At 69.1% G+C, this 12,689-nt stretch carries 15 protein-coding genes; 7 read left to right on the forward strand and 8 right to left on the reverse strand.

All coding sequences use genetic code 11. The features are described 5' to 3' along the window. Window positions 1-387: 387 nt before the first annotated feature. Window positions 388-1,029 (reverse strand): DNA-3-methyladenine glycosylase, encoded by a 642-nt coding sequence (locus tag ACFWBQ_RS36930; RefSeq protein WP_385507994.1) that lies wholly within the window; start codon window positions 1,027-1,029, stop codon window positions 388-390. Between the two features lie 85 nt (window positions 1,030-1,114). On the opposite strand from ACFWBQ_RS36930, the gene ACFWBQ_RS36935 reads away from it, so the two are divergent. The 3 genes from ACFWBQ_RS36935 to ACFWBQ_RS36945 all read left to right on the forward strand — a co-directional run bounded on the left by ACFWBQ_RS36935 (window position 1,115) and on the right by ACFWBQ_RS36945 (window position 3,134). Further along, window positions 1,115-1,897: a sporulation protein gene (locus tag ACFWBQ_RS36935; protein ID WP_385507997.1), complete on the forward strand. Its 783-nt coding sequence runs from the start codon at window positions 1,115-1,117 to the stop codon at window positions 1,895-1,897. Between the two features lie 55 nt (window positions 1,898-1,952). Further along, a complete protein-coding gene (locus ACFWBQ_RS36940; RefSeq protein ID WP_385508001.1) occupies window positions 1,953-2,486 on the forward strand; it encodes a YbhB/YbcL family Raf kinase inhibitor-like protein in 534 nt (177 codons plus the stop codon). A 141-nt stretch (window positions 2,487-2,627) separates the two neighbouring features. Continuing rightward, on the forward strand, window positions 2,628-3,134 hold the full coding sequence (locus tag ACFWBQ_RS36945) for an HNH endonuclease (RefSeq protein WP_385508004.1): 507 nt from the start codon (window positions 2,628-2,630) through the stop codon (window positions 3,132-3,134). 47 nt (window positions 3,135-3,181) lie between these two features. On the opposite strand, the gene ACFWBQ_RS36950 is transcribed toward ACFWBQ_RS36945, so the two are convergent. The 4 genes from ACFWBQ_RS36950 to ACFWBQ_RS36965 form a co-directional block, all read right to left on the reverse strand. After that, entirely contained in the window at window positions 3,182-3,949 is a 768-nt protein-coding gene (locus ACFWBQ_RS36950) for a sulfite exporter TauE/SafE family protein (RefSeq protein WP_385508008.1), read from the reverse strand. 84 nt (window positions 3,950-4,033) lie between these two features. Then, window positions 4,034-4,966 (reverse strand): SPFH domain-containing protein, encoded by a 933-nt coding sequence (locus ACFWBQ_RS36955; RefSeq protein ID WP_385508012.1) that lies wholly within the window; start codon window positions 4,964-4,966, stop codon window positions 4,034-4,036. A 128-nt stretch (window positions 4,967-5,094) separates the two neighbouring features. Next, complete coding sequence (locus tag ACFWBQ_RS36960) at window positions 5,095-5,523, reverse strand: NfeD family protein (protein ID WP_385508017.1); 429 nt, start codon at window positions 5,521-5,523, stop codon at window positions 5,095-5,097. A 67-nt stretch (window positions 5,524-5,590) separates the two neighbouring features. After that, on the reverse strand, window positions 5,591-6,388 hold the full coding sequence (locus ACFWBQ_RS36965; protein WP_385508021.1) for an ABC transporter ATP-binding protein: 798 nt from the start codon (window positions 6,386-6,388) through the stop codon (window positions 5,591-5,593). 122 nt (window positions 6,389-6,510) lie between these two features. Here ACFWBQ_RS36965 and ACFWBQ_RS36970 point away from each other — a divergent pair, with 122 nt between their 5' ends. Beyond that, complete coding sequence (locus ACFWBQ_RS36970) at window positions 6,511-7,290, forward strand: hypothetical protein (protein ID WP_385508023.1); 780 nt, start codon at window positions 6,511-6,513, stop codon at window positions 7,288-7,290. A gap of 69 nt (window positions 7,291-7,359) precedes the next feature. Here the strand turns inward: ACFWBQ_RS36970 and ACFWBQ_RS36975 are convergent, their stop codons facing one another. From ACFWBQ_RS36975 to ACFWBQ_RS36985, 3 genes are all read right to left on the reverse strand, one after another. Continuing rightward, entirely contained in the window at window positions 7,360-7,611 is a 252-nt protein-coding gene (locus ACFWBQ_RS36975; protein ID WP_385508086.1) for a chaplin family protein, read from the reverse strand. Window positions 7,612-7,772: 161 nt separating this feature from the next. After that, window positions 7,773-8,417, reverse strand: a complete 645-nt coding sequence (locus ACFWBQ_RS36980; protein WP_385508026.1) for a response regulator — start codon at window positions 8,415-8,417, stop codon at window positions 7,773-7,775. Next, a complete protein-coding gene (locus tag ACFWBQ_RS36985) occupies window positions 8,410-9,555 on the reverse strand; it encodes a GAF domain-containing sensor histidine kinase (protein ID WP_385508029.1) in 1,146 nt (381 codons plus the stop codon). Before ACFWBQ_RS36985 ends, ACFWBQ_RS36980 begins: the two co-directional genes overlap by 8 nt. A gap of 180 nt (window positions 9,556-9,735) precedes the next feature. Here ACFWBQ_RS36985 and ACFWBQ_RS36990 point away from each other — a divergent pair, with 180 nt between their 5' ends. The 3 genes from ACFWBQ_RS36990 (at window position 9,736) to ACFWBQ_RS37000 (ending at window position 12,564) form a co-directional block, all read left to right on the forward strand. Then, window positions 9,736-10,446: an SDR family NAD(P)-dependent oxidoreductase gene (locus ACFWBQ_RS36990; protein WP_385508032.1), complete on the forward strand. Its 711-nt coding sequence runs from the start codon at window positions 9,736-9,738 to the stop codon at window positions 10,444-10,446. Beyond that, window positions 10,446-11,531 (forward strand): S-adenosylmethionine:tRNA ribosyltransferase-isomerase, encoded by a 1,086-nt coding sequence (locus ACFWBQ_RS36995; RefSeq protein ID WP_385508035.1) that lies wholly within the window; start codon window positions 10,446-10,448, stop codon window positions 11,529-11,531. Before ACFWBQ_RS36990 ends, ACFWBQ_RS36995 begins: the two co-directional genes overlap by 1 nt. A gap of 268 nt (window positions 11,532-11,799) precedes the next feature. Next, window positions 11,800-12,564: a transglycosylase SLT domain-containing protein gene (locus ACFWBQ_RS37000; protein ID WP_385508039.1), complete on the forward strand. Its 765-nt coding sequence runs from the start codon at window positions 11,800-11,802 to the stop codon at window positions 12,562-12,564. Window positions 12,565-12,689: the final 125 nt, after the last annotated feature.

The raw sequence follows: 12,689 nt of genomic DNA on the forward strand, positions 1-12,689 counted from the left end.
CGTTTCCGACTCTATCAGACTCTTTCGTGTCCGATTCCCGGTCGAAGCGGGTTTCGCCTTTCAGTTCTTCGCTTTCGCGTTTCCCTTTCCGGCGATTCCAACTTTACCAGACTCTTTTTCGTCCCGTTTCCGGTCCGAATTTGATTCCGGTGGCCTGTGGACTGGCCTTTGCCTTTCGGCGTGTTCACTACGCTAACCGATTTCCGTGGCGACTCATAATCGAGCCGAGGAGCAGATTTCGGCGTGCCGAAATCACACCCGCCAGGGCGAATCGTAGGTAGTGGTTGGCCCTCTCCCGATGCTCCGACCCGGTCCGATGGACCGTGCCAACAACAACTGCATCCGTTCAAGCGGCTCGGACTACATTAGGCAACGGGCAAGGGCGAGTCAAGTTGCGCGGCCGCGTGGCGCATGGGCCCTGTAGGGGCTCACCGTGGGGTCACCCTCGATCCAGAAGCGCCACGGCTGATGGGAACCGTCACCGCCCACCCCGGTGCGGGGGCCACTCCGCACCTGGTCACGGGGTGGCGGGGTGCCGCACAGCAACGACAGGGGACGCCGCGGTCCTTCGACGACATCGCAGCCGTTGAGCGTTCGGTCCACGTCGAGGGCAGTGGCCAGGCGGGCCGGCCCTTTGGCCAGTTCTCTGTCATGACGGGCCGAGAAACGACGTTTGCGGGCCACCTCGGCGCCCACGCCGATCTCACCGGCCCGGAGCAGGACACCGCTCGCCGTACCCTCCGGGCCGCACACCAGGTTGAGGCAGTGCCACATCCCGTAGGTGAAGTAGACGTACGAATGACCCGGCGGGCCGAACATCACGCTGTTACGTGGTGTGGGACCGCGGAAGGCATGGGAGCCGGGATCGATCCCACCCGCGTACGCCTCCACCTCCGTCAGCCGCAGCTCGATGGGGCCGTCCTCGCCCACACGGACAAGCACGCGGCCCAGGAGATCGGGGGCCACGTCCAGGACGGGCCGGTCGAAGAAGTCCCGCGTCAGCGGCGTACGGTCCATGCCCTCGTTCATGGCGTCCGAGGGTACTGGGATCACCGGTCCGGGAACCGGCTACGGTCGTGACGCGTATGTAGGGGTCAGGACCAAGGAGGAAAATATGGGCTTCAAGCGACTGCTCGCGAGCATGGGTGCCGGCGGTGCTTCGGTGGAAACCGAGCTGACCGAACTCAACGTCGTCCCCGGCGGGGTCGTCCAGGGCGAGGTGCGGATCCAGGGCGGTTCCGTCGACCAGCAGATCGAGGGACTTTCGGTCGGTCTGCAGGCTCGGGTCGAGGTCGAGGGCGCCGACCAGGAGACCAAGCAGGACATCGAGTTCACCAAGCTGCGCCTGGGCGGTGCCTTCGAGGTCAAGGCGGGCGCCGTTCACGTCGTGCCGTTCGGGCTCGAGATTCCGTGGGAGACCCCGATCACGACGTTCGCCGGGCAGCACCTGCGCGGCATGAACATCGGGGTGACCACGGAGCTGGAGATCGCCCGTGCCCTGGACTCGGGTGACCTGGACCCGATCAATGTGCACCCGCTGCCCGCGCAGCAGGCCATCCTGGATGCCTTCGCGCAGCTCGGCTTCGGCTTCCGCAGCGCGGACATGGAGCGCGGCCACATCCGTGGCACGCGCCAGCGTCTGCCGTTCTACCAGGAGATCGAGTTCGTCCCGCCGCAGCAGTACCGCGGGCTCAACCAGGTGGAGCTGACGTTCGTCGCTGACGACCGCGAGATGGATGTCGTGCTGGAAATGGACAAGAAGCCGGGTCTCTTCAGCGAGGGCAGCGACTCCTACCGCGCGTTCAAGGTCGGCCACAACGACTTCCAGGGCACGGACTGGGCCGCGTACCTCAACCAGTGGCTCGCCCAGGTCGGCGGACAGCGCAACTGGCGCTGAAGGGCCCTAGGGTCGGTGGGGAGAGAGTTCGCAGCCGATCAGGAAAGGTGCTGACGTGACCGAGCCGAAGAGGGCGCCCCTGCCACACGACTTCCATCCCCGGGTCCCCCCGTTCACTGTGGTGAGCAAGGACCTCGCGCCGGGAGACGTGCTGGCGGATGCACAGGTGTTCGCGGCGGGTAACACTTCGCCGCAGCTGCGGTGGGAGGGCTTCCCCGCGGAGACGAAGAGCTTCGCCGTGACGTGTTTCGACCCGGACGCCCCGACGGGCAGCGGGTTCTGGCACTGGGTGGTCTTCGACATCCCGGCTTCGGTCACGGAGCTCCCGGCCGGCGCGGGGAGCGGCACGTTCGACGGGCTGCCCGCGGGCGCCCTTCAGGCCCGCAACGACTACGGGTCGAAGGAATTCGGGGGTGCAGCGCCGCCGGCGGGCGAGAATCACCGCTATGTCTTCACCGTGTACGCGGTGGACAGCGAGAAGCTCGGGCCGGACAGCGACGCGTCACCTGCCGCCGTGGGATTCAATCTGCGGTTCCACACCCTGGGACGCGCCCAGCTGATCGGTGAGTACACGTCTCCCGAAAGCTGACAGTTCGCGTCCTGTTTGCCCTGCCCTGGTCTTGGAGAGACCAGGGCAGGGCATTTTTTATTGCGTTGTCCATCACGGCTCGCCCGGCCAGAGTTGATCCGGGCCTGCCAGGAGGCGGGCGGCACACGGGAGGTGGGCAGGATGCGGGACACACTGGTGCTCAACGCGAGCTTCGAGCCGCTGTCGACGGTGACACTCAACCGCGCGGTGGTGCTGATCCTGCAGGACAAGGCCGTCGTCGAGCAGTCGCATCCCGGACTCCGTATGCGTGGCGCGGCCGTCGACATCCCGGTCCCCCAGGTGATCAGGCTCTGCCGGTACGTACGGGTGCCGTTCCGAAGACACGCCCCGTGGTCCAGAAGGGGTGTGCTGATACGGGACCAGCACCGGTGCGCGTACTGCGGACGGCGGGCCAGCACCGTCGACCACGTGGTGCCGCGTGCCCAGGGCGGTCAGGACACCTGGCTGAACACTGTTGCCTCGTGTGCCGAGGACAACCACCGCAAGGCGGCGCGGACGCCGGAGCAGGCGGACATGCCGCTGCTCCGGAAGCCGTTCGTACCCTCCCCCGCGGATGCGATGCTGCTCGCGCTGGGGGCCGGCGACCGGTCGGCGCTGCCTGAGTGGCTGGCGCGGTCCGCGGCGTAGCCCGCAAGGTGTACGGAAGCCCGTCCCCAGGGGGACGGGCTTTTTCGTCAGCGGAGCAACAGCTGGACAATGGCTGCGGTGCCGACGACGACAATGAGGGCGCGCAGGAAGCCCGGACTGAGCCGGCGGCCGACCTTGGCACCTATCTGGCCGCCGATCGCCGAGCCCACTGCGATGAGGACGACGGCCGTCCAGTCGAAGTCCGCGACGAAGAGGAAGAAAAGCGCGGCGATGCTGTTGACGACGGCGGCGAGGACGTTCTTGACGGCGTTGAGGCGCTGCATCGTGTCGTCGAGCAGCATGCCCATCAGCGAGATGTAGAGGATGCCCTGGGCCGCCGTGAAGTAGCCGCCGTAGACGCTGGCGAGGGTCAGTCCCGTGAACAGGAGCGGCCCGCCGTCGGGGTGGGCCGGGGCGCCGGTGTGTGCGCGGCGGCTCTGGACGGCTTTGCTGATGCGGGGCTGCAGGACGACCAGGACGAGGGCGAGTGCCACCAGGACGGGGACGATCGTCTCGAACGCCGTGGAGGGCAGCGCCAGCAGGAGTGTGGCGCCGGTGAGGCCGCCGATGAGCGCACCGACGCTCAGCTTGAGGATGCGGCGGCGCTGGCCGACGAGTTCGGCTCGGTAGCCGATGGCACCGCTGATCGAGCCCGGGATCAGACCGAGGGCGTTGGAAACGGTGGCGGTGACCGGTGGCAGGCCGGTGGCGAGCAGGACGGGGAAGGTGATCAACGTGCCTGAGCCGACGATCGTGTTGATCGTTCCGGCGCCGACCCCGGCCGCGAAGACCGCGAGAATTTCCCAGACGGACAAGGCCATCTCCTTCGATGGTCAGTGACGCCTCCCCGCCATGAAGGTCGAGGGGCCTCACTGATCATGCACGAAGGTGTTTCCCGGTCAGTCGACCGGGGGCTGCTCGCGGCGTTCCTTGTTGCCGGTGTTGAAGCCGGGGGCTCCGCTGCCGAGGTTGCCGAAGGCGCCGCTGAGGCCCTTGAGTGCGTCGCCGATCTCGCTGGGCACGATCCAGAGCTTGTTGGCGTCGCCCTCGGCGATCTTCGGGAGCATCTGGAGGTACTGGTAGGAGAGCAGCTTCTGGTCCGGGTCTCCGGCGTGGATGGCCTCGAAGACCGTACGAATGGCCTGGGACTCGCCCTCGGCGCGCAGCGCGGATGCCTTGGCTTCGCCTTCGGCGCGCAGGATCGCGGACTGCTTCTCGCCCTCCGCGGTGAGGATGGCGGACTGCCTGATGCCTTCCGCGGTGAGGATCGCGGCGCGCTTGTCACGGTCGGCGCGCATCTGCTTCTCCATCGAGTCCTGGATGGAGGTGGGCGGTTCGATGGCCTTGAGCTCGACGCGGTTGACGCGGATGCCCCACTTGCCGGTGGCCTCGTCGAGGACTCCGCGCAGCGCCGCGTTGATCTCCTCGCGGGAGGTCAGGGTCCGCTCGAGGTCCATGCCGCCGATGATGTTGCGCAGGGTGGTGACGGTGAGCTGCTCGATCGCCTGGATGTAGCTGGCGACCTCGTAGGTCGCGGCGCGGGCGTCGGTCACCTGGTAGTAGATGACGGTGTCGATGTTGACCACCAGGTTGTCCTGGGTGATCACCGGCTGGGGCGGGAAGGGAACGACCTGCTCGCGGAGGTCGATCCGGTTGCGGATCGAGTCGATGAACGGGACGACGATGTTCAGCCCGGCGTTGAGAGTGCGGGTGTAGCGGCCGAAGCGCTCCACGATGGCGGCACTGGCCTGTGGGATGACCTGGATCGTCTTGATCAGGGCGATGAAGACGAGCACCACCAGAATGATCAGGACGATGATGATCGGTTGCATCGTGTGCCTCGTGCCCTTCGGTTGCCGACGGATCGCGATGATCGAGGTCGAGCGCTCATGACGGTCGCATTCTCATGATGATCGACTTCGAGTTTGGCAGACTGCGGGCTGCCGCGTGACCGGTTCGCTCACATGACGACAGCGGTTGCACCGTCGATCTCCACGACATCGACCTGTTGTCCGGGTTCGAAGCTCTGATCACTGTCGAGCGTGCGCGCGGACCAGACCTCGCCGGCCAGCTTGATGCGGCCGCCGCTGCCGTCCACCCGTTCCAGAACGACGGCTTGACGGCCTTTCAGCGCGTCGATGCCGGTGCGGTGGTGGGTCTGACCGGCGCGGTGCCTCGCAGCGATCGGACGTACGACCGCGACCAGCGCCACGGAAACCAGGACGAAGACCAGCACTTGGGCAACGATGCCCCCGCCGAGTGCGGCGACGACTGCCGCAGCCACCGCTCCGACCGCGAACATTCCGAACTCGGGCATCGCGGTCAGGACGAGGGGGATACCCAGTCCCACGGCGCCGATCAACCACCATACCCACGCGTCGATTTCCACGTGTTCATCGTAGGACCGCGGATGCCCTCGCGGACAGGGCGCCGGGGGACGGCTGTTGTGCGAATCCTCAGGAGAGCGGGAGTCCGTGGGCGGTGTAGCGGTCGCCGGTGTGCTCGACGACGAGCGGCAGACCGAAGCAGAGGGAGAGGTTGCGGGAGCTGAGCTCGGTCTCCATCGGGCCCGCGGCGAGCACCTTCCCCTGACGGATCATCAGGACGTGGGTGAAGCCGGGCGCGATCTCCTCGACATGGTGGGTCACCATGATCATGGAGGGGGCGTACTGATCGCGGGCGAGCCGGCCCAGGCGGCGGACCAGGTCCTCGCGGCCGCCGAGGTCGAGCCCCGCGGCGGGCTCGTCGAGCAGGAGCAGCTCGGGGTCGGTCATCATGGCGCGGGCGATCAGGGTCCGCTTGCGCTCCCCCTCGGAGAGGGTGCCGAACTTGCGGTCGAGGTAGTCGGTCATGCCCAGCCGGTCGAGGAAGGCGCGGGCGCGCTCCTCGTCGACGGCCTCGTAGTTCTCGTGCCAGGTGGCGGTCATGCCGTACGCGGCGGTGAGCACCGTCTGCAGCACGGTCTGGCGCTTGGGCAGCTTTTCGGCCATCGCGACACCGGCGATGCCGATGCGGGGCCGGAGCTCGAAGACGTCGGTGCCGACGCCGCCGAGCTGCTCGCCGAGGATCCTGGCCTTGCCGGTGCTCGGGAAGAGGTAGCTGGACGCAATGTTGAGCAGCGTGGTCTTGCCGGCGCCGTTCGGCCCGAGGATGACCCAGCGCTCCCCCTCCTTGACCGACCAGGAGACGTCGTCCACCAGAGCGCGTCCGTCGCGGACCACGGATACGTCCACCAGCTCCAGTACATCGCTCATGAGCGCGTTGTCTCCCCATGCAGTCTCTAGATCGTCGCGTGCCTGTGCGCACAGCTCCCAGGGAAAACCTACGCCACCCGAAGAGTGCTCCCGCCCTTAGGGCGGTTGCCTAGGCTGTCCCCATGCTTTCGGAACCACGCTCAGGGCGGCTGGCCGCATGGGGAAACGCGCTTTTGGCCGGACTTGTGTCACCGGACGACGCTGCGCTCGCGATTGTCGGGGAGGACGCGGTGCACCGCGTCGAGGGCTTGCCGGGTGAGGCGGTGCCCGTCGGGCTCACGCTGGCGCTCGGCCGGCTGAGGGGGCTCGGTGCCACCGGTTTCCGGGTCGCGCTGCCGGTGCCCGGGCATCCGCTGGGGCTCAGCGGGCCGCCGGACTTCAATGCGCGGGCGTTGGAGGCGGAGGAGGCGGTGGTCACGTCCGGAGCGCCGTACGGACTCGTGCCGGAGGTGAGTGAGGCGGGGCCCGCCGGTGACGTGCATGTCGAGGTGGTGTGGCGGTGTCTGCCGGTACGGGAGGCGCCGCCGGCCGATGTGCCGTCGCTGAGCGAGGCGGAGCGGGAGCTCGCGGAGGCCCTGCGGGATGCGACAGCGGTGCTGTCCCGGCTGGATGTGGCAGGTTCCGGACCGGTGGCCGAGGCGGCGGTGGATGCGTACCGGGCGCGGGCGGAGCGGGGCCGTGAGGTGCTGGCTCCGGGGTATCCGCCGCGGGCGGTACGGGTGCTGGAGCTGGCCCAGCGGGTGGGGCTGCTGGTCTCGGTGGCCCATGAGAACGGGCACGGCGGCGCGGTGAGCTCTTCGGAGATCGCGGCTCGGGGTGAGGCGCTGCGGCCGGTGGAGCGGGTGGCCCGGCGGGCTCAGGTCGCGGCGTACAACGCGTACGTGGAGGAGCGGGAGCGGTAGGCCGCTGCGCCCTCAACCGCCGGACGGGCTCGTACTGCCCCGTCCGGCGGTTGTGGTCGGCAGCGCAGATCAGCCGTTCACACCGAAGTTGCCGAAGGCCGGGTTGAGCAGGCCGATCACGTTGACCGTGTTGCCGACCACGTTCACGGGGACGTGCACCGGGACCTGGACGACGTTGCCCGAGACGACGCCCGGGGAGCCCACGGCCGCGCCGTGAGCACCGGCGCCGCTGTGGCCCGTGGCGGAGGCAGCCCCGGCACCGGCGGCAATGATTCCACCGGCGATCATGGTGACGGCAGCGGCCTTCTTCAGGTTCTTCACTTCAGGATCCTCCTCGCATCGCTGCGGCCGACCGCCGCAGCACGCCATGGAGAACGCCTCGGCGCCACGCAGGATGCGCCGTTCGAGTGACATACACCCGACAGTATGAATCTCGGACCGGAGTGGAACCGTCGGCTCTCCTCCCCCGGACGCCAGGCCCGTCAGCCTGCCGCCCCGTGCCGGACGGCCCAGAGCGCGGCCTGCGTCCTGTCCGACACATCGAGCTTCATCAGGATGTTCGACACGTGCGTCTTGACGGTCTTCTCCGACAGGACCAGCGCCCGGGCGATCTCCCGGTTGGAGCGGCCGTCGGCGATCAGCCCGAGTACTTCCCGCTCCCGTTCGGTCAGAGTGCTCCCCCGGCCCGTACCGCTGCCGGCGTCCTCCTGGGCCAGGAGCGCGCCCGCGACCTCCGGCTGGAGCAGGACATGGCCGGCGTGGACCGAGCGGATGGCACCGGCCAGCGCGTCCGGATCGACGTCCTTGTACACGTATCCCGACGCCCCCGCGCGCAGGGCGGGAACGACCGTGCGCTGTTCGGTGAAGCTGGTGACGATCAGTACCTTGGCGGGATTCTCCAGTTCCCTGAGCCTGCGCAGGGCCTCGATCCCGTCCGTACCGGGCATCTTGATGTCCATCAGGACGACATCGGGCCGGAGCTCCTCGGTCCTGGCGACACCCTCGGCCCCGTCGGAGGCTTCCCCGACGACCTCTATGTCGTCCTGGATCTCGAGGAACGTACGCAGCCCGCGGCGGACCACCTGGTGGTCGTCGACCAGCAGCACCTTGATGATCCTGTCAGGCACAGGGTGCCTCCATCTCGATCGTGGTGCCCTTGCCGGGCTCCGAATGAACGGTGAGCCTTCCCCCGACGCTGCCCGCCCTGTGCCTCATCGAGACCAGGCCCAGATGACGGCCCGCGCGCCGGACGGCATGGGCGTCGAAGCCGCGGCCGTCGTCGGTGATCCGCAGCACCGTGGCGGAGGTGTGCCGGCTGAGCGAGACGACGACCTGCTCGGCGCCGGAGTGACGAAGGGCGTTGTGCAGGGCCTCCTGGGCGATCCGGAGCAGCGCCTCCTCCTGGTCGGAGGGCAGCGCCCGCACTCCGGCGCTCTCGAAGGTGACCCGGGCACTGTGCGCGCGGTCCAGGACCTCGATCTGGTTACGAAGCGTGGCGACCAGACCGTCCTCGTCCAGGGCGGCGGGGCGCAGCTCCACGACGGCTGCGCGCAGTTCGTCGACCGCTTCCGCGGCCAGCGCCGCGACCTGCTGGAGCTCGCCCTTGGCGCGGGCCGGGTCGCGGTCGACGAGGGCGGCGGCGGCCTGGGCGGTCAGCCGGAGCGAGAAGAGCTTCTGACTGACCGCGTCGTGCAGCTCATGGGCGAGCCGCGAGCGTTCCTCGGCGATCGTGAGTTCGCGGCTGCGTTCGTACAGGCGGGCGTTGACGAGCGCGATCGCCGCGTGCTGGGCGAGGATCGCGAGGAGCTCCTCGTCCTCCTCCGTGAAGCCGCAGCTGCCTTCGGGCTTGGGGCAGCGTTTGTTGGCGAGGAAGAGCGCGCCGATGATCTCGTCGCCGTCCTGGATCGGCAGGCCCAGGAAATCGGACATGTCCGGGTGGGCGTCGGGCCAGCCCTCGAAACGGGGGTCCTTGCGGACGTCGGCGAGCCGCTCGGGCTTCGCCTCGTGGAGCATCGCGGCGAGGATGCCGTGCTGCCTGGGCAGCGGTCCGATGGCCTTCCACTGTTCGTCGCTGACCCCGTCGACGACGAACTGGGCGAAGCCTCCGTGGTCGTCGGGGACGCCCAGGGCCGCGTATTCGGCGTCGAGCAGTTCGCGGGCGGAGGCGACGATCGTCTTGAGGACGTCCCGCATTTCGAGGTGCCGGTTCATGGCGAGCAGCGCGGCACTCACCGCGGCGAGGCCCGACGGTGGGCGATGACTCATGTCCTCACCGTACCGGCGGGGCCGCGGCGGCCGTATCGGGCTGTGGACGGTCGGCGGATGGGGCGCAGGGCCTAGGTCGAAGTGCCTTGCGCGGGTGCGGCTCATGGACGAGGCGGTGGCCGGGGTCGTGTTCCTACGTTGGTGTGGTCGGAGCGTCACGAGGTTCGAGGGACGGTTGCCATGCCGGTTGCGATGATCACGGGTGCGTCGAAGGGACTGGGGCGTGCGCTGGGGGCGGCGCTGGCGCAGCGGGGCTGGGATCTGGTCCTGGATGCCAGGACGGCCGGAGTGCTTCAGCAGACGGCTCAGGAGCTGCGCCGCCGGTACGGGACGCGGGTGGTGGCCGTTGCCGGGGATGTCACGGACGGTGCGCATCGCAAGGCCCTGGTGGCCGCCGCCGGGGAGCTGGGCGGGCTGGATGTACTGGTGAGCAATGCGAGTGCGCTCGGTGCCGAGCCGCTGGTCCGGCTGGAGACGCTGCCCCTCGCCGGGCTGCGGGAGGCGCTGGAGACGAATGTGGTGGCGGCGCTCGGTCTGGTGCAGGAGGCGTTGCCGCTGCTGAGGGCGTCGGAGGCCGGGGCGGTGGTGACGGTGAGCTCGGACGCGGCGGCCGAGCCGTATCCGGTCTGGGGCGGGTACGGGGCGTCCAAGGCGGCGCTCGACCAGCTGGCCGCGGTGCTGGGCGAGGAGGAACCGGGACTGCGGGTCTGGGCCGTGGATCCGGGCGATATGCGGACGGACCTCTATACGGCGGCGGTGCCCGAGGACACGGAGCCGCGGCCGGCTCCGGAGACCGTGGCGCCTGCGTTCGTCCGGCTGCTGGAGCGGCGGCCGGCCAGTGGGCGGTATGCGGCCGCAGCGCTGTCGGCCGGGACGGACCGGGATCAGTGATGACGGCGCTGGATGCCCTGCGGGTGCCCGCGGAGCTGTCTGCCCGGGTCCCGGCCGAGCAGCGGGGTGCGGGGCGGGACGACGTGCGTCTGCTGGTGTCCCGGGGTACGGCGGTTTCGCACCGGGCGTTCCGGGACCTGCCCGGGGAGCTGCGGGCCGGGGACGTACTCGTGGTGAACACGTCGACGACGCTGGCGGCCGCGGTGAACGGGCGCGTCGGCGGTGAGCGTGTCGTCGTGCACTTCTCGACCCGCGGCGAGGACGGGCGGTGGGCGGTGGAGCTGCGCCGCCCGGACGGGAACGGGACCACTCGGCCACGCCCCGGCGGACCGGCGGGAGCGGCGGTACGGCTGCCGGGCGGGAACGCGCTGGTGCTGGACGAGCCGCTGGGGCCCTCGGTGGGCGCCAGGCTGTGGTGGGCGCGGGTGCCGCGGGACGTACCCGGGCTGCTGAGCCGGTACGGGCGGCCGATCCGGTACGCGTACACGGAGCGGGACCAGCCGCTGTCCGCGTATCAGACGGTGTTCGCCGTGCCCTCGCCGGACGGGGCCGGGTCGGCGGAGATGCCGAGTGCGGCGAGGCCGTTCACCGCGGGGCTGGTGGCGGCGCTGGTGAGCCGCGGGGTGCAGTTCGCCCCGCTGTCGCTGCATACGGGGGTGGCTTCGGCGGAGGCACACGAGCCGCCCTACCCGGAGCGGTTCGCGGTGCCGTCCGCGACGGCGTGGCTGGTCAATGCGGTGCGGGCGGGAGGCGGCAGGGTCGTCGCCGTGGGGACGACGGCGGTGCGGGCCCTGGAATCGGCGGCGGGGGCGGACGGAGTGGTGCGGGCGGCTTCGGGCTGGACGGATCTGGTGGTGACGCCGCAGCGGGGCGTGCGGGTGGTGGACGGGCTGCTGACCGGACTGCACGAGCCGGAGGCCTCCCACCTGCTGATGCTGGAGGCGATAGCGGGGCGGGCCGTGCTGCAGCGCGGGTACACCCAGGCGCTGCGGCATCTGTACCTCTGGCACGAGTTCGGGGACGTCCACCTCCTTCTGCCGGACAAGGGACCTAACGCTCTGCATTACATGAGCAACGTTTTGTGAGCTCGGAGGGGGCCCCGTGTGAGCCCAGGCATAGGACCCACGTCACTTACGAAGACGGATAGTCGGAGCAAAACGGGCAATACCCCGGGCACCAAAGCGGACAAGGGGGTAGGAACAGCCCCCCACTCCACTATCCAGCTTCGTACGTCACACCTTTGCCAGAGCGTTTTGCGGTCGCTAAGAATTGCAACTGTCCACGACGGAGATGCACACCGCGTTCCGTCGGCGTCCTCCTGAGGACTCCTGCAATTCGAAGAGGTACGACTGTATGTCCGTGTCCCGAATTTCCAGCCGTAGCCGTCGCCTGAACAAGGCGCAGAAGCTCTCCGTCGCCGGTGTCTCCACCCTGGCCGCCGCCGCACTCGCGTTCTCGCTCGTCCCGGACAACGCCTCGGCCAGCACCGAGCCGCAGGCCATATCCGGTGCGCCGGTCGCCTTCGCCGGTGCGTCGCAGAGCAAGACCGTCCAGTCCAGCATCATCGAGCAGCACTCCACTGCCGCGCAGCTGGTGAAGGCCGCCGACTCCGCCAAGGCCCAGGCCGCCGCCGCCGAGAAGAAGGCCGCTGCCAAGAACGAGGCGAAGGCCAAGGCCGTCGCCGAGGCCAAGAAGGACGCCGCAGCCAAGAAGACGGCTGCAGCGAAGGCCAAGGCCGACGCGAAGAAGCGTTCCGCCAAGAAGGCCAGCCGTGCGGCCGACCGCAAGCCGGTCTACGCCAACAACCTGGACGGCTGGATCCGCGAGGCTCTCGCCATCATGGACAAGAAGAACATCCCCGGCACGTACGAGGGGCTGCACCGCAACATCATCCGTGAGTCCAGCGGTGACCCGCGCGCCATCAACGACTGGGACATCAACGCCATCAACGGCATCCCGTCGAAGGGCCTGCTGCAGGTCATCAAGCCGACGTTCGACTTCTACCACGTCGCCGGCACCAAGCACGACCAGTACGACCCGGTCGCCAACATCACCGCCGCGGCCAACTACGCCGCGGACAAGTACGGCTCGATCGACAACGTCGACAGCGCGTACTGAGCCACGCACCGAGCAAGGCCTGGCAGAGCTGACCTGCCGGTCCGCAGCGTCGCGTGACCGGCCGGCACATGCCGAAGGGCGGCACCCCACGGGGTGCCGCCCTCGGGCGTTTCCGGGTCCGGTAC

This window comes from Streptomyces sp. NPDC060035, assembly GCF_042736635.1.
GTDB lineage: Bacteria > Actinomycetota > Actinomycetes > Streptomycetales > Streptomycetaceae > Streptomyces.

Bases quoted from the DNA above. Each gene is read 5' to 3' on its own strand.
- ACFWBQ_RS36930 (WP_385507994.1), bottom strand. From the start codon at position 1,029: ATGAACGAGGGCATGGACCGTACGCCGCTGACGCGGGACTTCTTCGAC.
- ACFWBQ_RS36935 (WP_385507997.1), top strand. From the start codon at position 1,115: ATGGGCTTCAAGCGACTGCTCGCGAGCATGGGTGCCGGCGGTGCTTCG.
- ACFWBQ_RS36945 (WP_385508004.1), top strand. From the start codon at position 2,628: ATGCGGGACACACTGGTGCTCAACGCGAGCTTCGAGCCGCTGTCGACG.
- ACFWBQ_RS36955 (WP_385508012.1), bottom strand. From the start codon at position 4,966: ATGCAACCGATCATCATCGTCCTGATCATTCTGGTGGTGCTCGTCTTC.
- ACFWBQ_RS36965 (WP_385508021.1), bottom strand. From the start codon at position 6,388: ATGAGCGATGTACTGGAGCTGGTGGACGTATCCGTGGTCCGCGACGGA.
- ACFWBQ_RS36970 (WP_385508023.1), top strand. From the start codon at position 6,511: ATGCTTTCGGAACCACGCTCAGGGCGGCTGGCCGCATGGGGAAACGCG.
- ACFWBQ_RS36985 (WP_385508029.1), bottom strand. From the start codon at position 9,555: ATGAGTCATCGCCCACCGTCGGGCCTCGCCGCGGTGAGTGCCGCGCTG.
- ACFWBQ_RS36990 (WP_385508032.1), top strand. From the start codon at position 9,736: ATGCCGGTTGCGATGATCACGGGTGCGTCGAAGGGACTGGGGCGTGCG.
- ACFWBQ_RS36995 (WP_385508035.1), top strand. From the start codon at position 10,446: ATGACGGCGCTGGATGCCCTGCGGGTGCCCGCGGAGCTGTCTGCCCGG.
- ACFWBQ_RS37000 (WP_385508039.1), top strand. From the start codon at position 11,800: ATGTCCGTGTCCCGAATTTCCAGCCGTAGCCGTCGCCTGAACAAGGCG.